This window comes from Cellulomonas sp. P4_H4, assembly GCF_056400865.1.
In genome coordinates, this window is the sequence record NZ_JBFUKL010000003.1 from 1 (window position 1) to 22,935 (window position 22,935).

Here is a 22,935-nt window from a genome sequence, read left to right on the forward strand (position 1 = left end):
GCTCGCGGCGGGTGGGTGTTGCCGCCGCTCTACTGGCGTGCGTCGGCCTCGCCGCGTGCACCGCGACCGAACCGCCGGCCCCCGCACCGACCGCGGAGGCTGACACGATCGCACCGTTCCCGCAGAGCGGCTCCATCGACGCTGGCACCTACCTCGTGACCGGCTACCCGGTGCCCTTCGAGATCACCATCTCAGACGGCTGGGAGACCTTCGACGGCGCGAGCCTGGGCAAGGACGACCCGGATCTCCAACCGAATACATGGGATGTCTACCTGTGGTTCTACCCCGTCGACTATGTCCCGACGGACGCATGCGCCTGGAAGGGCGCGCTCGTCCAGATCGATCCGACGGCTGAAGTGTTCGTCGAGGCGATGGCGGCGCAGGCGTCAACGGTGAGCACCCCTGCCGTCGAGGTCATGGTCGGCGACTACGCCGGCTTCGAGTTCGACAACGCCGCCGAAAGTGACGTCGACTTCACCGCCTGCGACGAGGGCACGTTGTGCAGCTACTCGGATTTCGCGCAGAGCTGCAACGGAAGACGGTACGCAACTGTGGGCGTGCACGATACCTACCGAGCGGTCGACCTGAACGGCGAGCGCGCCGTGATCATGGTGGGATCCGACCCTTCGACCAATCCGGCGCTGACCGAAGAGGCACGCGCCATCTTCGACTCGATCGAGTTCGTCAGACCCGACGAGTGACGGTCGGCCCAGTCCTCGCCCTCAGCGGTGAGAAATCTTGAGCCTGCCGTCGACGTGATGCTGACCCCGTGCGAGCGAGGGTCGAACAGGTGTTCGATGCACCGCGCTGTGAGGGGTCACACGGAGTGCTGAGTGCGGTACGGCCGCGGAGGAAGTCCGATGGTGGCGAAGCGATCCGCAAGGCGGAACCGGGTGGTCAGGATGACCGACGTCGAGCTCGTCGAACCCCCCGACGCGTCGGCCGCGCCTCTCGAGCAGCGTCGCCGGCGTCGCGGGACGGCGTGGCGCTGGTCGGCAGCACTCGTCGGTGCGGCGGCCGTCGTGATCGTCACCTCGGGCCGGCTGGGCCTCACCACGCCGCCCGACGTGCCCGACGGCGCGACCGACACGGCGAGCATCCTGCCGGTCGTGCTCGCACTGGAGTCGGTCGGTGCGGACGCCGATGAGCCGAAGGACATGCACGGCACTCTCGACGCGCTGGGTCTCAGTGCCGATGGGATGCGGCGCTATGAGGACGTGGGGGGCCTCAGTGTCTGGAGCGGAGAGTCTCGAAACGGCACGACCTGCGTGCTCGTGGCCCACCCCGGCCAGGGGCTCAGGGAGGGGATTGGTGCCGAGGCGTGTTCGCCGAAGGGCTCCGACCCGATCGCTGACCTGGGGCCGTTGTACGGCTCCGTCCCCCAGGGAGTCTTCGCCGACCTGAAGGGCAGTGTCATCCGGTTCGCGCTCGAGGGCGACCACGTCAACGTCTACGTGCGCCATTGATCCGGTCCAGGGCTCGAGCAGTCAGCCCGGCCGATCCGAACCGAAAGGACACGCAGATGGACGAGTCGACAAGCCCGATGAACGGCGGTGAGTGGCTTCATGTGAAGCGATCCGCCATCTGCATCGTGGCCTTGATCGTCGTCGCGGGCTGTGCGAGCGGCCCGTCACCGAGTGTGCCCACGTCAGCACTGCCAAACCCGACGGTCGCCTCCGCGGTCGCGGTGCCGACCCTCGAGGCGAGGCTTGATCAGTTGCTGGGCGCCGACCTGAACGGCGCTGCCCTGGTGGCCAAGGACGGCGAGATCCTGTATGCCAAGGGATTCGGCATGGCCGATGCCGCCTCGAACCGCGCCAACACCCCGGGGACTCGGTTCCGGCTTGGTTCGATCACCAAGCAGTTCACCGCGATGGCGATTCTCATCCTTGAGTCTCGTGGGCTCCTCGAGCGCAGCGACTCGATCTGCGACTACATCGACGACTGCCCCGAGGCCTGGAAGGTCGTGACCATCGAGCACCTGCTCGGCCATACGTCGGGGATCGCTGACTTCACTGACCAACCGGACTTCGACATCCTTAAGGCACTCACGCCCGCCCAGACCGTGGCGCGCGTTTCCGACATCCCGCTCACGGGGGAGCCCGGCGAGTCGTTCAGCTACACGAACACGGGCTACGTGCTGCTCGGAATGGCGATCGAGAAGGTGTCCGGGAATCCCTACGCGACGTACCTGCAGGACGAGATCTTTGGCCCGCTGAGGATGCAGGACTCCGGATACGAGGACGCCGATACCCCGGGGCTGGCCACCGGCTACTCGTCCGACTTCAATGTCGCAGATCCGCTTGACATGTCGGTGCCCTATGCGGCCGGCGGTCTGTACTCGACGGTCCTGGATCTCAACCGCTGGCAGGAGGCGTTGTACACGGAGCGGCTGGCGCCCGCGATGGACATTGCCCGCTACTTCACGCCGCTCGTCGAGGTCGCCGACGGAGTCGGCTATGCCTACGGCCAGGTCGTCGGCGATGACGATGGCTCGACGGTCGTCCAGCACGCCGGCGGGATCAACGGCTTCTCGACCTACCTCGCGCGGTACCCCGACGACCACATCACGGTGGCGCTGCTCACCAACCGTCAGGCGTCGCCAGACCTCGAGCCGCTCGCCATGACCGCGGCGCAGCTTGCACGTGAGAACCCCTGAGGAGCGGCCAGGCCCCTGAGGCCAGGCCTGGCGCGGCGGCGCGACGGGCCGGCAGGACGACCTGAGCGAGGAGATCGACATGACCACCAGATCCATCCACACCGTGACACCGACCCGGCGTGGTCGCCGAGGGCTCCTGGCAGTACCCATCTGCACAGCCGCGCTGCTCGCCGGCTGTACCACCGGGAGCCCACCCGACCCATCGCCGTCGTCGTCCGGATCGAACGGCGCGGAGATCCCGGTCGACGCTGTCACCGCCCTGCTGCCCGACGACCCCGAGGCTGAGTTCCCCGACATGGACCAGGCTGTCTGGCAGCAGCTGCGGCGGGACGTCGCCTCGGTGCCCTGGACGATGGTGTCGGTCGCCGGGGTGGAGCAGGCGGCGGCGTGCATCGGGCAGGGCGCGCCCACGGTGGTGTACCTGGACGGTTGGGGTGGCCCGGCAGCCGTGAGCTGGTCGCAGGCCGCCGTCGCGCAGTCCGAGTCCAACCGGGTCTGCCTGTTCGACCGTCCCGGGAATGGCCTGTCGCCCGGCCTAGCAGCCTCGGCCCCCGAGCAGCACGCCCAGGAGATGCTGGCCATGCTGCAAGTCCTCGGCGAGCCCGGCCCCTACCTGCTCACTGGCTGGTCGTACGGCGGGCTGGTTGCCCGGACCGCCGCGGCACAGCATCCCGAGCACGTCGCCGGCCTGGTCCTCGTCGACGCCAGCTCACCGCTCCAAACCGCGGGGGACGTCGCCGGCGCCCCGATCTGGTTGCCCTCCGTCGGCGAAGGTCCCGACATGGGCAACCGGCCCGTCATCGTCCTTGAGGCCGAGCGCCTCGGGTGGTGGCCGGGCATCGGCCAGCCATTCGTGGATGCTCCTGAGGAGGGCCACAAGGTGTGGCACGACCTGCAGCTCCAGGCGGCCACCATCTCGGACAACTCGCTGCACGCGATCGTCGACGACTCCTTCCACGACATCCCGATCCGCCACCCGGCTGCCGTGGTCGCCGCCACGACAGCGGTCTCGGAATCCATCCGCGCCGCAAACGCCACCCTTCCACCCTGCCCCGACGACCTCATCGCCGCCGGAGCCACGTGCACCGGAGGCTGACCATGAATCGACAGGCCAACGTCGCCGAGTCGGTGGCCCGGCGGCGCCGGCCGGCGCGCTGCCACCTCGGCCGCTCATCTACCCCTGACGAGGGCCCCGTTTGCGGTCGGTGGGTCAAAGAACGCGCGAAGGTTGAGCGGGCTGCGCGGTTCGATATCGGGCTGTGATGCGCCGCCCCGCACCCGGACTGATCACCCGCGTCTCAGTCGAGTTCTCCCCGATCTGCGTGGCAAGACGGGTGTTCGAGTGATGCCTAGGTGAGTAGATGCGCAGATCACACACGGTTGCACCGGATGGTGCGAGCTGTCGGGGGAGAGGCTGTCGGCCCCGGGTTGTTCATGGAGTCGCAGGTTCAAATCCAGTCAGCCCGACAGTGAAAGCGCAGTTCAGGGGCTTCTAGGGACACCTAGCAAGCCCCTGACCTTCTGTTTTGCCCGACCGGCAACGACTCGCCGGGTACCTGAGCGGACGGACTGCCCAGCGTCACGCTCCGCCGTCGGGGTCGGCGAGCGGCTTGTCCGTCGGCCAGACCGGGACTGCTGTGCCGCGTCGGCGAAGCGGGATTCCGAGGAGGGTGAGTTCCGGACCGGGCAGGGTGTCGTGGTGGGTGGTCAACTCCTGGAGCTCCTCGTCGGGCGGGCTCCCGACCCACACGCGCCAGAGCTCGCCGTCGTGGCGCACGACGCCCCGGACGGTGACCACGGCTCGGGGGTCGGCCGCCAGCACCTCCTGGAACTGCATCGCGCAGTCGGGAGGGACGAACCCGACGATCAGGTTGCGCCAGATCACGACGAGGGCTTCGCCTGAGCCGCGTCCGATCTCGAGCAGGGTCGGCAGGTCGTGGCGGGCGGTGCGCTCGTGTGCCAGGAGCGCGGCCGTCAGCGACCGCTGCAGTGCGCGGCCTTCAGCGGCTTCGAACCCGTCGACGATGTCGAGCGGAACGACCGGTCGGCGGCGACGGAACAGGCTCACGCTCCCAGCCTGCCACGTCTGGTCGCTGTGACTACCTCGACAGGTTGGTGTCTACGGCTCGAGTCCCTGGGGTGGAGACGTTCTCCAGCGCAGCCGCGCTCACCCGTCCGGGTGTGTTCGTGTGTCGAACTCACGGGGCAACATCCTAGCGAAACCGGCACCAAACCTCCCCGTTATCAAACAGATACAAACCAAAACCGCCGTTTTCCATTGACTTCGCGAACCGAACGTATCAATCTAGGCCCGCTGCATCGCCGCAGCCACGCACTGCGGCGGCGTAGTCGGACACCGGATCGCAGCGAATCGTCAGGTCGCTCGCGATCACCCGGGGTCCGGCCGGCAGGTCCCACCTCGGACCTCCCTCAACGACGAGTAGGAGCACAGCAATGCGACGGATCACCTTTGCCGCGGTGGGTGCGATCTTCGCGCTCTCCCTGGCCGCATGCTCGGGCAGCGGCGCAGGCAGCACCGACGACGAGAGCACCGGGGCTCCGGCCGACACGGGCGAGCTCACCATCGGTGTCGCCATGCCGACCCAGGAGTCCGAGCGATGGATCGCGGACGGCGACGCCGTCAAGAAGGGCCTCGAGGACGCCGGCTACAAGGTCGACCTCCAGTACGCGAACAACGACATCCCCACGCAGCAGCAGCAGATCGACCAGATGATCACTAAGGGCGCCGACCTGCTGATCCTCGCCTCGATCGACGGCACCGCACTGGCCACCCAGCTGCAGGCCGCCGCGGACAAGGACATCCCGGTGATCGCGTACGACCGCCTCATCCGGGACAGCGAGAACGTTGACTTCTACGTCACGTTCGACAACTACAAGGTCGGCATCCAGCAGGCGACCTCGCTGCTCGTCGGTCTGGGCATCCTCAACGCCGACGGCTCGGAGGGCGACGCGACGGGTCCGTTCAACATCGAGCTGTTCGCCGGCTCCCTGGACGACAACAACGCGCACTTCTTCTACCAGGGCGCGATGGACACGCTGCAGCCGTACATCGACGACAAGACGCTCGTCGTGAAGTCCGGTCAGACGAAGATCGAGCAGGTCGCCACCCTGCGCTGGCTGCAGGAGACGGCGCAGAAGCGTATGGAAGACCTCCTCACGTCGACCTACTCGGACGGCTCCAAGGTCCAGGGTGTCCTCTCTCCGTACGACGGCCTGTCCCGCGGCATCATCACCGCCCTGCAGAACGCCGGGTACGGTCCGGGCCTCGACGCGGGTCTCCCGATCGTGACGGGCCAGGACGCCGAGATCGCGTCCGTCAAGCTCATCAACGACGGCGTGCAGTACGCCTCGATCTTCAAGGACACCCGCAAGCTCGCCGACCAGGCCGTCACCTCGGCTGAGGACTTCCTTGCCGGCAAGGAGCCCGAGGCGAACGACACCGAGACGTACGACAACGGCGTGAAGGTCGTCCCGTCCTTCCTGCTCGACTCCGACATCGTCTACAAGGACAACATCCAGAGCCTGCTGATCGACTCGGGCTACTGGACCGAGGACGAGGTCGCCAGCGGCCAGGCTTCCTGACCCACCCTGCAGGGATCGTGCTCCCCACGCCGGCCGGCAGCGTCCGGTCGGCGTGGGGGCGCGCCCACGACCACACGAAGGATGGTGGAGGCCGCCATGGCGACATCCATTCTGGAGATGCAGTCCATCACCAAGACGTTCCCCGGCGTCAAGGCCCTGCAGGACGTGTCGATCAGCGTCCAGAGGGGCGAGATCCACGCGATCTGCGGGGAGAACGGCGCCGGCAAGTCGACGCTGATGAAGGTCCTGTCCGGCGTGTACGGACACGGCACCTACGAGGGTTCGATCATCTTCGACGGCGAAGAGGTGCAGTTCGGGTCGATCAACGACTCCGAGGCACGCGGGATCGTGATCATCCACCAGGAGCTCGCGCTCGTCCCGTACCTGTCCGTCGCCGAGAACATCTTCCTCGGCAACGAGCGCGTCCGCCGCGGTCTGATCGACTGGAACCTGGCGAACTCCCAGGCCGCCGACCTGCTCGCCCGGGTGGGGCTCGACGAGCTTCCCGTCACCCCGGTCGGCCAGCTCGGCGTCGGCAAGCAGCAGCTCGTCGAGATCGCCAAGGCGCTGTCCAAGGAGGTCAAGCTCCTCATCCTGGACGAGCCGACGGCCGCGTTGAACGACAACGACTCCGAGCACCTGCTGGACCTCCTGCGCCAGCTGAAGGCGCAGGGGATCACCTCGATCATGATCTCCCACAAGCTCAACGAGATCGCCGAGATCGCGGACACGACGACGATCATCCGCGACGGTCGGACGGTCGAGACCCTCGACATGGTGGCCGACGAGGTCACGCAGGAGCGGATCATCCGCGGGATGGTCGGCCGGGACCTGGGTCACCGGTTCCCCCCGCACGAGCCCGCCATCGGCGACGAGGTGCTCCGGATCGAGAACTGGACCGTCCGTCACCCGACGCAGGCGGAACGCATCGTCGTGGACGGCGCCTCGCTGTCGGTGCGTGCCGGAGAGATCGTCGGCATCGCCGGACTCATGGGCGCCGGGCGCACCGAGCTGGCCATGTCTCTGTTCGGGCGCTCCTACGGCCGCGACATCACGGGCCAGGTCTTCCTGCACGGCAAGGAGATCCAGACGCGCACCGTCGACGAGGCCATCCGGCACGGCATCGCCTACGCCACCGAGGACCGCAAGAAGTTCGGCCTCAACCTCATCGAGGACATCCGCACCAACATCTCGTCGGCCAACCTGGACCAGATCTCGCGCGCAGGCTTCGTGAACGCCAACGAGGAGATCAAGGTCGCCGAGCAGTACCGCCAGAGCATGAACATCAAGGCCCCCACCGTGATGTCGGTGACGGGCAAGCTCTCAGGCGGCAACCAGCAGAAGGTCGTGCTCAGCAAGTGGCTGTTCACCGATCCCCAGGTGCTCATCCTCGATGAGCCCACACGCGGGATCGACGTCGGCGCCAAGTACGAGATCTACACCCTCATCAACAAGCTGGCCGAGTCCGGCCGGGCCGTGGTCCTCATCTCGTCCGAGCTGCCTGAGCTCCTCGGCATGTGCGACCGGATCTACACGCTCTCGGCCGGCCGGGTCACCGGCGTGATGGACAAGGAACACGCGACACAGGAAAACCTGATGGAGCTCATGACGAAGGAAAGGGGCCCGGTCCGATGACCGCAGTAGTAGGCCTGAAGGACCTCTTCACGAGGAATCTGCGGCAGAGCGGCATCTTCGTCGCGTTCATCCTGATCGTGGGCCTGTTCACGATCCTCACGGGGGGGACGCTGCTGAGCCCCGGCAACGTCACCAACATCGTGCTGCAGTACTCCTACATCCTGATCCTGGCGATCGGCATGATGATCGTCATCATCGCCGGCCACATCGACCTCTCGGTCGGCTCGCTGGTCGCTCTGACGGGATCGGTGTCAGCCGTCATCGTCATCCGGCACGGCCAGCCCTGGTGGGTCGGCGTCCTTGCCGGGCTCGCGGTCGGGCTCCTGTGCGGCATGTGGCAGGGGCTCTGGGTGGCGTACGTCGGGATCCCGGCGTTCATCGTCACGCTCGCGGGGATGCTCATCTTCCGCGGCCTGACCCTCAAGGTCCTCGACAACGTCTCCCTGTCTCCGTTCCCGGCCGAGTACCAGCGCATCGCCGGTGGGTTCCTGAACGGCTTCCTCGGCGGCAACGGCTTCGACGTGTTCACCATCCTCATCGGTGCAGTCGCCGTGGTGGGGTACGCCGTCAGCCAGGTCCGCAGCCGCCAGGGCCGGATTCGTTACCAGCAGGCGGTCGAGACGATGCCGATCTTCGTCGCCAAGATCGCCGTCGTCGGGATCGTCATCATGGCGTTCGCCTACCAGCTCTCCCGGAGCCGCGGTCTCCCGATCGTCCTGATCATCCTGGGCGCGCTGGTCATCATCTACTCGATCCTCACGACGAAGACGAAGTTCGGGCGACACGTGTACGCCATCGGAGGCAACCTGTCGGCGGCTCAGCTCTCCGGCGTGAAGGTGCCGCGGGTCAACTTCCTCATCTTCGTGAACATGGGCCTGCTCGCCGCCGTCGCCGGCGTCGTCTACTCGTCCCGATCGAACGGTGCTCAGCCGGGAGCCGGGAACATGTTCGAGCTCGACGCGATCGCCGCCTGCTTCATCGGTGGAGCATCGACGACCGGCGGCGTCGGGCGGATCTCCGGCGCGATCGTGGGTGGCCTGCTCGTCGGCGTCATGAGCAACGGCATGCAGCTGATGGGGATCGACCAGGCGGTGCAGCAGGTGGTCAAGGGCCTCGTCCTGCTGCTGGCCGTGGCGTTCGACATCTTCAACAAGCGGCGGGCGAACGCAGCCCGCTGACCTGGGGATCAACACCGCCCGGATAGCCCGGAAACGGTAAGGCCGTGAGTCTATGCTCGCGAGCGTGGAAGGGCGGGTAGCGATGGCGGGCTCGCAGTCCGCGCTGCGCGAGGCCAACCGCGCACTCATCGTCGAGACGGTCCAACGCCACGGCGGGCTCACCCAGGTCGAGCTCGCCGGGGCGACCGGTCTCTCGACCGCGACGATCTCCACGATCGTCAAGGAGCTGCTCTCGGCAGGGGTCGTCGACACCCGCAACACGACCCGTAGCGGTCGTCGGGCACAGATGGTCACCATCGCGCACCGGGTCGGCCTCGCGATCGGCATCCACATCGGGGTTCGGCAGCTCCGGGTCGCGCTCGGCGACGTCACGCACGAGGTCGTCGCCGAGCAGACCCTGCCGCTTCCCCACGAGCACCGGATGGACACCAGTCTCGACCGGGCCGCACTGCTCATCTCGGACCTGCTGGAGCGGGTGGGGTCGTCGCTCGACGAGGTGGTGGGCATCGGCGTCGCACTGCCGGCGCCGGTGGACGGCGCGACCGGGATGGTGTCGGTGCGCGGGGTCCTGCGCGGCTGGGACGAGGTGCACATCGGTCATGTCCTGGCCAAGCGGCTGGGGTGCTCGGTGTTCGTGGACAACGACGCCAACCTCGGCGCACTTGCGGAGAGCGTGCAAGGCGCCTCCCGGCTCTACCGCGACTCCGTCTACGTGCGTGCGTCGTACACGATCGGCGCGGGCATCGTCCTCGGCGGGCAGGTGCATCAGGGCTTTGCCGGCACGGCAGGCGAGATCGGTCATGTACAGGTGGACCCGGCGGGAAGCATCTGCCGGTGCGGCAGCCGGGGCTGCCTCGACACCGTCGTGGGAGCGGCCGCACTCATCGAACCCCTGCGCGTGAGTCACGGCCCGATGACGCTGCGGGACGTCGTCCAGGGTGCGATCGAGGGCGACCTCGGGTGCGCACGAGTCATCGCCGACGCGGGGTCGACGATCGGAGTCGTCGTCGCCGGGCTCGCCATCGCCCTGAACCCCCAGGCCGTCGTCGTCGGCGGAGAGCTCGCGGAGACGGGTGAGCTCCTGCTCGGCCCGTTGCGGGAAGCGATCCGGCAACGGGTCCTTCTCAACCAGATCGCCCCGCTCGAGGTGGTGCCTGCCCAGCTGGGAGAACGCGCCGAGGTGATCGGTGCGCTGGAGATGGTGTTCCGGTCCACGGACTTCGTGGCGCGGTCGGCCGAGCCTTCACCCACGACGAGCGAGTCGGGTGCAGACGATTGACGCGAACACGTTGCGCGACTTCACTACCCGTACCACGTGCCCAACGGAGAGCAGGTGACCGAGCATGATCGCAAGTCGCGTGCCGCTGCTCTCGCTCCGGCAGATCACCAAGCGGTTCGGTGCCGTCGAGGCGCTCATCGGCGTCGACCTCGACGTCTATGCCCACCAGGTCGTCGCGCTGGTCGGTGACAACGGAGCCGGCAAGTCGACTCTCGCCAAGGTGATCTCGGGTGTCATCCAGCCCGACTCGGGCCTGGTGGAGATCGACGGCGAGGAACAGACGATCCCGTCGCCGTCGGCGGCGCACGCCCTGGGCATCGCGACCGTGTTCCAGGACCTGGCCCTGTGCGGCAACCTCGACGTGACGTCGAACATCTTCCTCGGCCGCGAGCTGACCGACGGCATGCTGCTCGACGACGGCCAGATGGAGCAGGTCGCCCGACGGCTCCTTCGCGACCTCACCAGCCGCATCCCTTCGGTGCGCACCCCGCTGTCCGAGCTGTCGGCCGGGCAGCGGCAGGCCGTCGCGATCGCCCGCACCCTCATCGGTTCGCCGCGCCTCGTGGTGCTCGACGAACCCACGGCCGCCCTCTCGGTCGCCCAGACCGCGGAGGTGCTGACCTACATCGAGCGGCTCCGCGAGCTGGGCCACGGCGTCATCCTCATCAGCCACAACATGAACGACGTCCGCGCGGTCTCCGACCGCATCGTGGTGCTCCGTCACGGGCGCAACAACGGGTCCTTCGACGCCGCTGATGCCAGCTACGAGTCGATTCTCGCGGCGATCACGGGAGCCACGTCCGCCGACGACGAGGTCATCAAGCGGATCGCCGCGTACCGCTGACGCGGGGATCCGACGCAGGACCGGTCGAGAGGTCGTGGCCTGGCACACTGCTCGCATGCCGGACGACGCGACGAGGCCGACACCGCTGTGGCGTCCCCGGGCGCACTTCACCGCCGCAGACACATGGCTCAACGACCCGAACGGCCTCGTCTTCCACGACGGCATCTACCACCTGTACTTCCAGAACAACCCGTACGGCGACCAGTGGGGTGACATCGCCTGGGGGCACGCGACGTCGCCCGACCTGGTGACCTGGACGGAACAGCCGGTGGCGATCCCCGCCACGGACGACGAGATGGTCTACTCCGGCAGCGCGGTCGTCGACGTGCGCAACACCGCCGGTTTCGGCCCGGGCGCGATCGTCGCCGTCTACACGAGCGCCTACAGGCCCGGGTCGGCGCGCGAGGGAGTCCAGGCGCAGTCGCTCGCCGTCAGCCTCGACGGGGGCTACACGTTCGAGCGGAGCGCTCACAACCCGGTGCTCGACGAGGGTCTCGCGAACTTCCGGGACCCCAAGGTGTTCTGGTTCGGCGGCGACGACGGGCACTGGGTGATGGCGATCGCCGAGCCGCACGACCACCGGGTCCACATCTACACGTCGCCGGACCTCACGACGTGGAGCCGGGCGTCGACCTTCGGGCCGGCCGGAAACGTCGGAGGCATCTGGGAGTGCCCCGACCTGGTTCACGTGCCGGTACGCGACGAAGCCGTGCACGCGTGGGCGCTGATCGTCAGCCTGAGCCCGGGCGGCGCGACCGGTGGGTCCGGTACCCAGTTCTTCGTCGGTGACTTCGACGGCTACCGCTTCATCCCGACCCGACCCGAGCCGGACTGGCTCGATCACGGACACGACTACTACGCGGCCGTGTCCTTCAACGACGCGCCGGACGGTGCTGCGATCACGATCGGCTGGGCGAGCTCCTGGGCGTACGCCGAACGCGTGCCGACGCACCCGTGGCGGTCGGCCATGAGCCTTGCCCGCACTCTGACGTTCGTCCGCCGCGACGACGGTCAGCTCGTTCTGCATCAGGCGCCCGTCGTTCCCACCCGGTCCGGTGTCGTCACCGTGCACGACGTGACGCTCGGCGCCAGCGGGCGCGTCCGTCTGCACACCGCTGGCGATGCAGGCTCGTCCGAGGTAGCGGTCATGGTCGACCGCGAGGTGGGCACCGTCACGGTCGATCGATCGCGGTGTGCGCCGGTCGATCTCCGGGTCGACTTCATGTCCGTAGCCGTCGCGGCGCTGCTCCCGCACGACGAGAACCGGCTGCGGATCGTGGTGGACGCCAGCATCTTCGAGGTCTACGTCGACGGAGTCACCACGTTCACGGAACAGGTCTTCCCTGATGCGCCGCTCACCGAGCTCACGGTGGAGCGGGCGTAGCGAGTCGTGGTGTCAGGCGAGGCAGTGCCTAGGAGTGCCGGAGACGCCTACGGCCGAGGCCGACACGGCGTGAGCTACTCGGCGAGCCGGGACACCACGTCCGGTCGTCTCGACGTGTGCGATGCCGACGCCACCGACTCCCGCGCATGCAAGGGCAACGGATACCGGTGGACCCGCCCGGGCTCGGAGCCGATCCCGTCCTGGACCGCCTCGATCAGCAGCTCGACGGCACGGCGTCCGAGCTGCTCGTGCGGGATCGCGAACGACGAGAGACCCGGCCGGAGCCACTCGGCCATCGGGTAGTCGTCGAACGAGACGACGGAGACGTCGTCGGGGATCCGCAGGCCGGCCTCCTGAAGGGCTTGGTAGGTGCCGAAGGCGAGCCGGTCGTTGAAGCAGATGATCGCGCCCGGTGTCGGATGCCTCACGAGAAGATCGCGCGTCGCCCTCCAGCCGATGGGCGGCAACCAGTCGTCGCACAGGTGCCCGGAGGCCGGCCTCAGCCCGGAGGCAGCGAGAACCTCACGGATCCCGGCGAGTCGCTCGACCCCGGCGACGCCGCCGGGCGGCACGTCCTCCGGCTCCGGGCCGGCACCGATCAGGTGGATCTCACGGTGTCCGGCTGCGAGCAGGAGTCGCGCGGCGGCCCGACCCGCCTCGATCTCGTCCGGCACGACTGCGGGTGCGACCGTCGGCTTGGTCGAGAGCGTGTTGAGCAGGACCGTCGGCACACGGTCGAGAAGGGCAGGTACCGATCGCGTACGCGTGTACATCGAGGTCAGGATGATCCCGTCGACCTGCCGGTCGTGCATCGCTTCGAGCAGAGAGGCCTCGATCTCGGCGTCGCCCTCGGTCTCACCGATGAACAGCATGAAGCCGTGGTCCCGCGCAGCTTCGATCGCTCCCTTGATCATGTCTCCGGCGAGCTGCGAGGTGGCGACGGTGTCGGAGACAAGACCCAACGTGCGCGTCTTTCCCTTGCGCAGCCCGATGGACACGATGTTGGGCCGGTAGGAGAGCTCCGCGGCGGCGTCGCGAACCTTGTCCTGGACCGTTCGGGAGATGCGCAGCTCGTCGCCCCGCCCCGACAGCACCAGAGAAGCGGTCGTCGAAGACACGCCGGCCGCGCGCGCAACGTCCGCCAGTGTCACTCGACCTCGAGCCACGTCACTCCTTCTGTCAGCTCGGATCCTAGACGGGTCGCGAGCGTGCACCGCGCGAGCCGAGCGCCGGTCGGCAATCCGGGCGCGTGACCGATCTGTGACCGTGCCTTGCTTGACATCGAGCGCTCCACCTAGCGAGTATCGGAGGTGCTAAGCCGATTTAGCAACCGATCCGGCCAGCCCCGCCGGGACGCGCTTCAATGAGAGGGAGACACCGTTGTCTCGAACCAAGAAGAGGACCCGTCGCGCCACGACCGCGGCGGCTCTGTGTCTCGCGAGCGTCATGGTCGCCGCCGCATGCAGTGCGCCCGGCGCCGACGACGCAGACTCGAACCCCACCTCCGGCAGCACCAGCACCAGTGGCGCTGAGCCGACCTGCGGCACCGACCCCGTCGAGCTCAAGGCGTACATCGAGACCGGGTTCCCCCTGCCGAAGGCGCTGTTCGACGAGTTCACCAAGCAGTACCCGAACGTCACCTTCGACATCCGCGAGGACCAGTTCGCGGTGATCACCCAGAACGCACCCAGGGTCCTGGTGGACGACCCGCCCGACCTGATGCGGCTCCCGCAGATGTCCGAGCTGGCGAAGGACGGGCTGCTGCTGAACCTGGATCCGTACGCCTCGGCGTTCGGCTGGGACCAGTGGCCCGCGACCCAGCTGGTGCAGATGCGCGTCGACGACGAAGGCCGCCGAGGCGAGGGGCCGCTCTACGCGATGGGTCTCAACTCGTCGGTCACCGGCATCTTCTACAACAAGGCTCTGGCGGCGCAGATCGGTATGACGGCTGCCCCGACGAGCCTGGAGGAGCTCGACTCCTCCCTGGAGAAGGCCAAGGCTGCGGGCATCGTGCCGATCGCCCAGTTCAACGGCGGCGCGACCGGGGGTCTGGCGTTCCCCCTCCAGAACCTCATGGCCGCCTACGGTGAGCCGACTCCGATCAACGACTGGATCTTCCAGAAGGCCGACGCCACCATCGACACCGACACGAACACCGAAGCGGCGGTGCACCTCGACGAGTGGATCAAGGCCGGCTACTTCGCCGAGGACGCCAACTCGCTCGACTACGCGACGATGATGAGCCGCTTCATCGGTGGCCAGAGCCTGTTCATCTTCGACGGCGACTGGGAGTCGGGGAACCTCGACAAGCAGATGGCGGGCAACGTCGGGTTCTTCCTGATGCCGTCCGCGACCGAGGGTGGAGCGCAGGCTGCGATGTCGGCGCCGCTCACCTACGGAGTCTCCGCGAAGGCAGAGAACCCCGACTGTGCGGCGTTCTTCCTGAACTGGACGGCGACCGACGAGCAGGCGCGCACGATCGGCGTCGAGGTCGGAGGGTCGCGCCCGATGGGTGCACCCGACGCGTTCATGCCCGACGTCGACCCGAACACCGTGACCGCGCAGACGCTCGAGGCCGGCGCGAAGGTGAGCGAGGACAACGGCGCGATGGACTTCATCGCGAACGCGACCGGTTCGATCTATGCCAAGAGCTGGACTCCCAACCTGCAGAAGCTGGTGGCCGGCGAGATCACACCGCAGGAGCTCCTCCCGGCAGTCCAGAAGGACTACGAGAGCGAGATCGGTAGCTGACATGACCGACCAGCGGCTCGTCCGGCCCAAGCCGGGCGGCCGCGGGATCTCGCACGAGGACCCCTCATCCTCCGAGAGCAGGCGCCGCGCTCTGCGAGCGCGGCGCCTGCGTCGCGGATGGCTTGCTCTCCTCCTCGTCGTGCCCGCGGCCGCGTTCTACGCGACGTTCGTCCTTCGGTCGATCGTCCTGACGTTCCAGTACTCGTTCTACGACTGGAACGGCGTCACGGCTGCCACGTGGGTGGGGCTCGACAACTACTCGAAGGTCTTTCGAGACCCTGAGCTCTTCGGCTCGATCGTCAACGCGTTCGAGCTGATCGTGTTCTTCAGCTTCATCCCCGTCGCGCTCGGGCTGGCGACCGCGGCGACGATCCGCAAGTTCGCCACCAGCCGCTTGGCGGTGGCATCGCGCACCGTGCTGTTCCTGCCGCAGATCATCCCGCTCGTCGCCGCCGGCATCATGTGGAGCTGGCTGCTGTCGACCGACGGTCTGGTCAACCAGTTCCTGCGGGCGATCGGGCTCGGGTCACTCACCCGGGCCTGGTTGGGCGACTTCGACACCGCCCTTCCCGCGGTCGGTGTCATCGGTGCATGGGTCCTCTTCGGGCTCTGCATGCTCCTCCTGCTCGCAGGTATGACGAAGATCGACCCGTCGCTCTACGAGGCTGCCCGGATCGACGGGGCGGGTCCCTTCAGGGAGTTCTTCTCGATCACGCTGCCGAGCCTGCGGCAGGAGGTCGGCGTCTGCCTCACCGTGACGATCATCGCGGCGCTCGCCAGCTTCGACATCATCTACATCTCGACGCAGGGAGGCCCCGGCAACAGCACGCTCGTGCCGGGCCTGGAGATCTACTACCTGGCGTTCTTCCAGCGAGAGATCGGGACTGCCTCCGCGCTCGCCGTGGTGCTCATGGTCCTGGTCCTCATCGTCGTGCTGCCGCTGCAGCGCATCACCAGGGAGCGGTGACCCATGATCGTGTCAGCACGCGAGCAGTGGATCGGCCGGATCCTTCTCGTCCTCTTGATGATCGTCACGATCATGCCCTTCGTGAGCCTGTTCTTCACCGCCCTGCACGAGGCAGGCACCTATCCGCTCGGGCTCTCGTGGCCGGAGACGCCGCACTGGTCGAACTTCGCCACCGCGTTCCAGTCGGCGCAGATGGGCAAGCTCCTGGTCTCGAGCTTCCTCATCGAGCTCGGGGTCGTTCCCGTCGCGTTGCTCATCGGCACCCTCGCGGGCTTCGCGCTGGGTCACCTGCGCCCGCCCGGCGGCCGCTGGATCTTCCTCGCGTTCATCCTCGGCCTGACTCTGCCGTTCGAGGGCATCATCGTGCCGCTCTACGAGGAAGTCCGCGCCATGGGACTCCTCAACACGCGGTGGGCGATCATCCTGCCGCTCATCGCCCTGTACATGCCGTTCGCCGTCTTCTGGATGCGCGCACACTTCATCAACATGCCCGAAGAGCTGTCCGAGGCGGCCGCCATCGACGGCGCCTCCACCTGGAAGCTCTTCTGGAAGATCCACGTACCGCTGTCGATGCCTGCCCTGTCCTCTCTCGGCATCCTCATGTTCCTATGGACCTGGAACCAGTTCCTGCTGGCGGTCGTCCTCGTCGACGACCCGTTGAAACGCACGATGGCCGGTGCACTCGGTGCATTCCAGGGCCAGTACGGGACGGACATCCCGCTGCTGTGCGCTGGTTCGCTCCTGATCCTCACGCCGACGCTGATCATCTTTCTCGTCTTCCAGCGGCAGTTCGTCGCCGCGCTCCTGCAAGGTTCGGTGAAGGGTTGACGGGCTTCGCACACCATCGGCCACCGCTCGATCCCGAGATCGCGGCAGCGCTGGTCGACCAGGCGGACCTTGTCGTCGTCTCGCTCGCGCCCGACGAGGTCGGCGCGCTGCGTGCACGCGCTGCGCCGCCCGACATCCGAGCGGTCGCAGCGGACGCGGGGTGCACGGTGAGCGAGCACCGTGCACCCGGTCCGGCGGGAGGCGTTCGTGTCGTGCTCGTGCGACCGGTCGGCGTCACCGGGTCGGTTCCGGTGCTTCTTCACCTGCACGGCGGCGGTCTGGTCGTCGGTGACGTCGCTGACAACATCGACGCGGCGTTGTCCGTCGCTCCCGGCTGGGCCGTCGCCTCGGTCGCGTATCGACTTGCTCCCGAGCACCCGTACCCCGCGGCCGTCGAGGACGCCTACGCCGCGCTGGTCTGGCTCGCGACCGAAGCGGCGAGCCTCGGTCTCGACCCGGCTCGTGTCGTCGTCGCCGGAGTCAGCGCCGGCGGTGGCCTCGCTGCAGCCGTCGCACTTCTGGCGAGAGACCGCAGCGGCCCGCACCTCCTCGGCCAGCTGCTCGTCTGCCCGATGCTCGACGACCGCAACGACAGCGCCTCCGGGCACCAGATGGTGGGTGCCGGGTCCTGGGACCGCGCCGCGAACGCCACAGCATGGGGGGCGTACCTGGGGTCTGCTGCAGGAGGCCCGGACACTCCCGCGTACGCATCGGCGGCACGAGCCATGAGCCTGCGCGGCCTTCCACCCGCCTTCATCGACGTCGGCTCGGCGGAGACCTTCCGGGACGAGTGCGTCGACTACGCCGCGCGCATCTGGGCCCATGGCGGAGACGCCGAGCTGCACGTCTGGCCGGGTGCGGTCCACGGTTTCGACGGCCTCGCGCCGCGTGCGCGGCTGTCTCGCGCGGCTCGAGCCGCGCGAGCAAACTGGCTCGAACGGCTCCTCCTCCTCCCAGCCTGAGGCTGGGCACGCTGTGCAGCACTGCTGGACCGACCGATGCCGTCCTTCCCTCTACGGAGTCTTCCCGTGAACAGCCACAGTCCTCAGCTCATCACCTATGCCGACCGTCTCGGCGGCACTCTCAGCGGCCTGTCCGACCTGCTGGACGGGCCCCTCGCCGGAGCCTTCGGGGGAGTGCACGTGCTGCCGTTCTTCACGCCGTACGACGGCGTCGACGCGGGCTTCGACCCGCGCGACCACACCGTCGTCGACCCGCGCTTGGGCACGTGGGACGACGTCCGCCGCCTCGCCGACGGTCGGACGGTCATGGCTGACGTCATCGTCAACCACGTGTCGGCGCAGTCCCGTGAGTTCCTCGACGTGCGTGAACGCGGGCGGTCGTCGCCGTGGGCACCCATGTTCCTGACGCTCTCGTCGGTGTTCCCGGACGGTGCCACCGAGGCCGACCTTGCGCGCATCTATCGTCCTCGCCCGGGCTTGCCGTTCACGGCGATGCAGCTCGGGGACGAGCGGCGCCTGGTGTGGACCACGTTCACGGCGGATCAGGTCGACATCGATCTTCGCACCGCGGAGGCCTGGGACTACCTGGAGTCGGTCGTCGACACACTCACTGCGGGTGGCGTCAGCCAGCTTCGGCTCGACGCGGTCGGGTACACGGGAAAGGAAGCCGGCACCGACTGCTTCATGACGCCCAGCACGGACGAGTACACCGCGCGGATCGTGCAGCAAGCTCACGCTCGAGGGGCCTCGGTCCTGGTGGAGGTCCACGGTCACCACACGCAGCAGATCGAGATCGCACGCAAGGTCGACCTCGTCTACGACTTCGCCCTGCCGCCACTCGTGCTCCACGCGCTGACCGCCCGGGACCTGGCGCCTCTGGACCGCTGGCTGCACATCCGGCCGGTCAACGCGGTGACGGTGCTCGACACGCACGACGGCATCGGCATCGTCGACGTCGGCCCCTCCGACCTGCGGTCCGGTGAACCGGGCCTGCTCACGCCGGACCAGATCGACTCACTCGTCGAGGCGATCCACACCAACAGCGGCGGGACCTCGAGGCACGCCACGGGCGCGGCGGCATCGAACCTCGATCTGTACCAGGTCAACTGCACGTTCTACGACGCGTTGGGCAGAGACGACAGGCGCTACGTCCTGGCTCGCCTCATCCAGCTGTTCGTCCCCGGCATCCCGCAGGTGTACTACGTCGGCCTGCTCGCCGGGGCGAACGACATGGAGCTTCTCGAACGGACCGGCGTGGGCCGAGACGTGAACCGGCACCACTACACGGCCGGCGAGGTGCAGCTCGACCTGACGCGACCGGCGGTGCGCGCCCAGCTCGACGCCCTGCGGGTGCGCACCGCGCATGGCGCCTTCGGGGGCTCGTTCGGCTGGGAGATCCAGGAGACCCGTGGGCGAATGACGTGGACGGCTGGCGATCACCGCGCCGAGCTGACGTTCGATGTGGCCGGCGCGTCGTTCTCGATGACGGTCAGCAGCGAGGACGGTCCGCTCGAGGTCCTCGCGGGTCGCGGTCTCGCAACGAGCACCGCCGGATAGCGTCCTAGCCCTCAGCCCGAACCCTGGAACCCATCGAAAGGACATCGTGTACACGGACCTGCCCATCGAGGAGCTGCACTCCTACGCCGCCGACATCGAGGAGCCAGCCGACTGGGACCAGTTCTGGTCGCTCACTCTCGACGAGGCTCGGGGGCACGACATCGACGTGGTTCGGACGCGCGTCGACACGCCGTACGTCGGGGTCGAGACGTACGACGTGACGTTCCGTGGCTTCGGTGGCGACCCGATCCGCGCCTGGCTGCGGTTGCCCACCGCCAGGTCGGGCCCTCTGCCGGCCGTCATCCAGTACCACGGCTACCAGGGCGGACGCGGTCACGTGCTGGACCCGATCCCGTGGACGCTCGCCGGCTTCGCCCACCTGTCCGTCGACAACCGAGGTCAGGGCGCCACGTGGCAGGTCGGCGCCACCCCCGATCCCCAACCGGGCACCGGGCCCGAGCACGCCGGGTTCATGACCCGCGGGATCCTTGACCCTTCGACGTACTACTTCCGCCGGCTGTTCACCGACGCCGTCCGCGCGGTCGACGCTGCGGGTGCGATCCCGGAGATCGACTCGACGCGGATCCTCGCGACCGGCGGTAGTCAGGGTGGAGCCATCACGATGGCCGTCGCTGCGCACGTGCCGCACCTGCGGGGCGTGATGATCGACGTGCCGTTCCTGTGCGACATCGCCCGAGCGATGACCATCACGGATGCCGACCCGTACGCGGAGCTCGTCCGCTACCTCCGGGTGCGACGCGGCGACTCGGACGCGGTGCTGCGGACCCTGGCCTACATCGACGGCGTGGCGATGGCTCGTCGGGCACAGGCGCCGGCACTGTTCTCGGTCGCTCTCATGGACCCGGTGTGCCCGCCGTCGACCGTCTACGGGGCGTTCAATGCGTACGCGCACGTGGACAAGGAGATGGTCGTCTACCCGTGGAACGAGCACGAGGGTGGCCAGCTCGACCACGACATGCGCAAGTTCGCGTGGGCGCTGGAGCGTTCCGGACCCGTCGAGCCCTCCTGACGGCACGCTGGGACGTCCGCCCGGGTGTCCGTGAGGGGGCCGGTCCTACGCTCGAGAGATGGACCGCGGGCGGGTCGGAGGGGTGTTCCCCGGTGTCGGTGTGGCCCGGGGCTACGAGCGCGCGTGGCTGAGGCCCGACCTGATCGCCGGCGCGACGCTCGTCGCGGTCGCGATCCCCGCGGGCATGGCCTATGCCGCGGCCGCGGGACTGCCGCCGGTCACGGGCCTCTACGCGACGATCGTCCCGCTGCTGGTCTACGCGTTCGTGGGCCCGTCGCGGGTGCTCGTGCTCGGCCCCGACTCGTCGCTCGCGCCGATGATCGGCGCCGCGGTGCTGCCGCTCGCGCTGGGCGACACCGACCGTGCCGTCGCACTGGCGGGCATGCTCGCCGTGCTCATGGGCGTCATGCTGATCGTCGGTCGGGTGCTGCGGCTCGGGTTCCTCACCGGACTCCTCTCGATGCCGATCCGTGTCGGGTACATGAACGGGATTGCCCTGGTCGTCATCGCCGGGCAGCTGCCCAAGCTGCTCGGCATCTCGGTGCCGCCCGGCTCGGTCTGGGAGCACCTCGGACAGACGGTCACCGCCGTCGCCGACGGCCAGGTCAACGGCGCGGCGGCGGCGATCGGCGTCGCCTCGCTGGCGGTGATCGTCACAGCGCGGGTGCTGGGTGCCACGGGGCGGGGCATCGTGCTCGCGGTCGTCGGGGCGACCGTCCTGACGGCCGTCCTCGGTCTCGCCGACCAGATCCCCGTGGTGGGCGCCCTGCCCACCGGCCTGCCCGCACCAGCCCTCGCGGGCATCGAACCCGCAGACGTGCTCGCGCTGGTGGGTCCGGCGGCCGGCATCGCGCTCATCACGTTCGCGGACACCACCGTGCTCTCCCGCGCGCTCAACAGCAGCAGGGGAGCGACCGTCGACGGCAGCCAGGAGATGGGTGCGCTGGGCGCGTCGAACCTCGCGACCGGGTTGCTCGGTGGCTTCCCGGTGTCCGGCAGCGCGTCGCGCACCCCGGTCGCGGTCCAGGCCGGTGCTCGCACGCAGCTGACCGGGGTGGTCGCCGCTCTGCTGCTCGTGGTCTTCATGCTGGTCGCGCCCGGCCTGCCTGCGTACCTGCCGTCGGCCACGCTCGCTGCCGTCGTCATCGCCGCTGCGTCGTCGTTCGTCGACGTGCGCACGCTCGTCCGCCTGGTGCGGGTGAGCCGGAGCGACGCCGCCCTCCTCGTCGCGGCATTCCTCGGGGTCGCGTTCGTCGGCGTGCTGCAGGGCATCCTCGTCGCCGTCGCCCTGTCCCTCGCGGTGTTCGTGCGCCGGGCGTGGGAGCCGTACCGGGCGGAGCTGGTGAGCGTCGAAGGCGTTCCGGGGTTCCACGACCTGAGCCGGCATCCGGAGGGCGAGCGGATCCCGGGCCTCGTGATCGCACGCTTCGACGCCCCGCTGTTCTTCGCCAACGGCGACGTGTTCGACACCTGGGTGCGGGGCCTGGTCGCGCAGGCCCCGGCGCCCGTGCGTCGCGTGATCATCGCGGCCGAGCCGATCACCGGCCTCGACACCACGGCTCTCGACGAGCTCGTCGAGCTGGACGACCACCTCGCCGGGCTCGGTGTCGACCTGGTGTTCGCGGAGATGAAGGGACCGGTCAAGGACCGCCTGGTGCGCTTCGGAGTCGGCAGCAGGTTCGGGCCCGATCACTTCTACCCGACCGTGCACAGCGCGGTGCGGGCCTACCGCGAGACTCGGGCCGGGTCGGCGGAGAGGCCTGAGCTCGGCTGACGGCTCGGGCGGATCCTCGGGACCTTCTGCCCTGGAGCGACACCGCGGTCGGGCGGAGTCTCGAGACATGCGCGTGCTCCGGACCGCTGCCGCCCGGCGCTGGACCCTGGCCCTGGAGGGGCTGACCACCGTCGGTGCGATCGCGGGCGTGCAGGGGTTCCTGGCGGGGCAGTTCGGGCCGCTCGTCGACCAGCTGCCGCTCGTCGAGGGGCCAGTGCTGCCGGCGACAGCACTCGCGTCGTGCGTCGCCGTACCGCAGGGTGCCGCTCTCGTGCTCGGCATGCGGCGGGCGACGCGCGCTCCGCACGCCGCGCTCGGGGCCGGGGTCCTCCTGACCGGCTGGGTCCTCGTGCAGCTGCCCCTGATCGGCTGGACGTCCCCGGTGCAGGTGGTCTTCTTCGCTGTCGGTGTCGCGGAGGTGGCCGCGGCGACCGGCTGGCTGCGCTCGGCGACGGCACGCACCTAGCGAGCACGTGAAGGCCCC

20 protein-coding genes are annotated in these 22,935 nt (G+C 68.6%); 18 read left to right on the forward strand and 2 right to left on the reverse strand.

From position 1 onward, the window contains the following. From AC1DPN_RS10020 to AC1DPN_RS10035, 4 genes are all read left to right on the forward strand, one after another. A partial coding sequence (locus AC1DPN_RS10020; RefSeq protein ID WP_477084604.1) for a hypothetical protein occupies positions 1 to 701 on the forward strand: 701 nt, incomplete at its 5' end. Positions 702 to 902: 201 nt separating this feature from the next. Then, entirely contained in the window at positions 903 to 1,466 is a 564-nt protein-coding gene (locus AC1DPN_RS10025; protein WP_477084605.1) for a hypothetical protein, read from the forward strand. Positions 1,467 to 1,522: 56 nt separating this feature from the next. Next, positions 1,523 to 2,659 (forward strand): serine hydrolase domain-containing protein, encoded by a 1,137-nt coding sequence (locus tag AC1DPN_RS10030; RefSeq protein WP_477084606.1) that lies wholly within the window; start codon positions 1,523 to 1,525, stop codon positions 2,657 to 2,659. 79 nt (positions 2,660 to 2,738) lie between these two features. Continuing rightward, positions 2,739 to 3,755 (forward strand): alpha/beta hydrolase, encoded by a 1,017-nt coding sequence (locus AC1DPN_RS10035; RefSeq protein WP_477084607.1) that lies wholly within the window; start codon positions 2,739 to 2,741, stop codon positions 3,753 to 3,755. A 483-nt stretch (positions 3,756 to 4,238) separates the two neighbouring features. Here the strand turns inward: AC1DPN_RS10035 and AC1DPN_RS10040 are convergent, their stop codons facing one another. Further along, positions 4,239 to 4,727 (reverse strand): hypothetical protein, encoded by a 489-nt coding sequence (locus AC1DPN_RS10040; protein ID WP_477084608.1) that lies wholly within the window; start codon positions 4,725 to 4,727, stop codon positions 4,239 to 4,241. 386 nt (positions 4,728 to 5,113) lie between these two features. Here AC1DPN_RS10040 and chvE point away from each other — a divergent pair, with 386 nt between their 5' ends. The 6 genes from chvE (at position 5,114) to AC1DPN_RS10070 (ending at position 12,582) form a co-directional block, all read left to right on the forward strand. After that, the gene (gene chvE, locus AC1DPN_RS10045; protein ID WP_477084609.1) at positions 5,114 to 6,262 is read left to right on the forward strand and encodes a multiple monosaccharide ABC transporter substrate-binding protein; all 1,149 of its coding nucleotides are present in this window, start codon (positions 5,114 to 5,116) and stop codon (positions 6,260 to 6,262) included. Positions 6,263 to 6,358: 96 nt separating this feature from the next. Continuing rightward, on the forward strand, positions 6,359 to 7,897 hold the full coding sequence (gene mmsA, locus AC1DPN_RS10050; protein ID WP_477084610.1) for a multiple monosaccharide ABC transporter ATP-binding protein: 1,539 nt from the start codon (positions 6,359 to 6,361) through the stop codon (positions 7,895 to 7,897). Further along, positions 7,894 to 9,075 (forward strand): multiple monosaccharide ABC transporter permease, encoded by a 1,182-nt coding sequence (gene mmsB, locus AC1DPN_RS10055; protein WP_477084611.1) that lies wholly within the window; start codon positions 7,894 to 7,896, stop codon positions 9,073 to 9,075. Before mmsA ends, mmsB begins: the two co-directional genes overlap by 4 nt. 82 nt (positions 9,076 to 9,157) lie before the next feature. After that, positions 9,158 to 10,354, forward strand: a complete 1,197-nt coding sequence (locus tag AC1DPN_RS10060; RefSeq protein WP_477085187.1) for an ROK family transcriptional regulator — start codon at positions 9,158 to 9,160, stop codon at positions 10,352 to 10,354. Between the two features lie 64 nt (positions 10,355 to 10,418). Continuing rightward, positions 10,419 to 11,198 (forward strand): ATP-binding cassette domain-containing protein, encoded by a 780-nt coding sequence (locus tag AC1DPN_RS10065; protein WP_477084612.1) that lies wholly within the window; start codon positions 10,419 to 10,421, stop codon positions 11,196 to 11,198. A 55-nt stretch (positions 11,199 to 11,253) separates the two neighbouring features. Next, positions 11,254 to 12,582 carry a glycoside hydrolase family 32 protein gene (locus tag AC1DPN_RS10070; protein ID WP_477084613.1) on the forward strand — a complete coding sequence of 443 codons (1,329 nt, stop codon included), beginning with the start codon at positions 11,254 to 11,256 and terminating at the stop codon, positions 12,580 to 12,582. A 74-nt stretch (positions 12,583 to 12,656) separates the two neighbouring features. Here the strand turns inward: AC1DPN_RS10070 and AC1DPN_RS10075 are convergent, their stop codons facing one another. Continuing rightward, the gene (locus AC1DPN_RS10075; RefSeq protein ID WP_477084614.1) at positions 12,657 to 13,796 is read right to left on the reverse strand and encodes a LacI family DNA-binding transcriptional regulator; all 1,140 of its coding nucleotides are present in this window, start codon (positions 13,794 to 13,796) and stop codon (positions 12,657 to 12,659) included. A gap of 166 nt (positions 13,797 to 13,962) precedes the next feature. Between AC1DPN_RS10075 and AC1DPN_RS10080 the strand changes: the two genes are divergently transcribed. The 8 genes from AC1DPN_RS10080 to AC1DPN_RS10115 all read left to right on the forward strand — a co-directional run bounded on the left by AC1DPN_RS10080 (position 13,963) and on the right by AC1DPN_RS10115 (position 22,917). Then, positions 13,963 to 15,333, forward strand: a complete 1,371-nt coding sequence (locus AC1DPN_RS10080) for an ABC transporter substrate-binding protein (protein WP_477084615.1) — start codon at positions 13,963 to 13,965, stop codon at positions 15,331 to 15,333. Position 15,334: 1 nt separating this feature from the next. After that, on the forward strand, positions 15,335 to 16,300 hold the full coding sequence (locus AC1DPN_RS10085; protein WP_477084616.1) for a carbohydrate ABC transporter permease: 966 nt from the start codon (positions 15,335 to 15,337) through the stop codon (positions 16,298 to 16,300). Positions 16,301 to 16,303: 3 nt separating this feature from the next. Next, positions 16,304 to 17,128, forward strand: a complete 825-nt coding sequence (locus AC1DPN_RS10090; RefSeq protein ID WP_477084617.1) for a carbohydrate ABC transporter permease — start codon at positions 16,304 to 16,306, stop codon at positions 17,126 to 17,128. Next, positions 17,125 to 18,090: an alpha/beta hydrolase fold domain-containing protein gene (locus AC1DPN_RS10095; protein WP_477084618.1), complete on the forward strand. Its 966-nt coding sequence runs from the start codon at positions 17,125 to 17,127 to the stop codon at positions 18,088 to 18,090. Before AC1DPN_RS10090 ends, AC1DPN_RS10095 begins: the two co-directional genes overlap by 4 nt. Before the next feature lie 66 nt (positions 18,091 to 18,156). After that, a complete protein-coding gene (gene gtfA / locus AC1DPN_RS10100; protein ID WP_477084619.1) occupies positions 18,157 to 19,647 on the forward strand; it encodes a sucrose phosphorylase in 1,491 nt (496 codons plus the stop codon). Between the two features lie 46 nt (positions 19,648 to 19,693). Further along, positions 19,694 to 20,677 (forward strand): acetylxylan esterase, encoded by a 984-nt coding sequence (locus AC1DPN_RS10105; RefSeq protein WP_477084620.1) that lies wholly within the window; start codon positions 19,694 to 19,696, stop codon positions 20,675 to 20,677. Positions 20,678 to 20,735: 58 nt separating this feature from the next. Continuing rightward, a complete protein-coding gene (locus AC1DPN_RS10110; protein ID WP_477084621.1) occupies positions 20,736 to 22,451 on the forward strand; it encodes a SulP family inorganic anion transporter in 1,716 nt (571 codons plus the stop codon). A 67-nt stretch (positions 22,452 to 22,518) separates the two neighbouring features. Continuing rightward, positions 22,519 to 22,917, forward strand: a complete 399-nt coding sequence (locus AC1DPN_RS10115; protein WP_477084622.1) for a hypothetical protein — start codon at positions 22,519 to 22,521, stop codon at positions 22,915 to 22,917. The last annotated feature ends 18 nt before the right edge of the window (positions 22,918 to 22,935 follow it).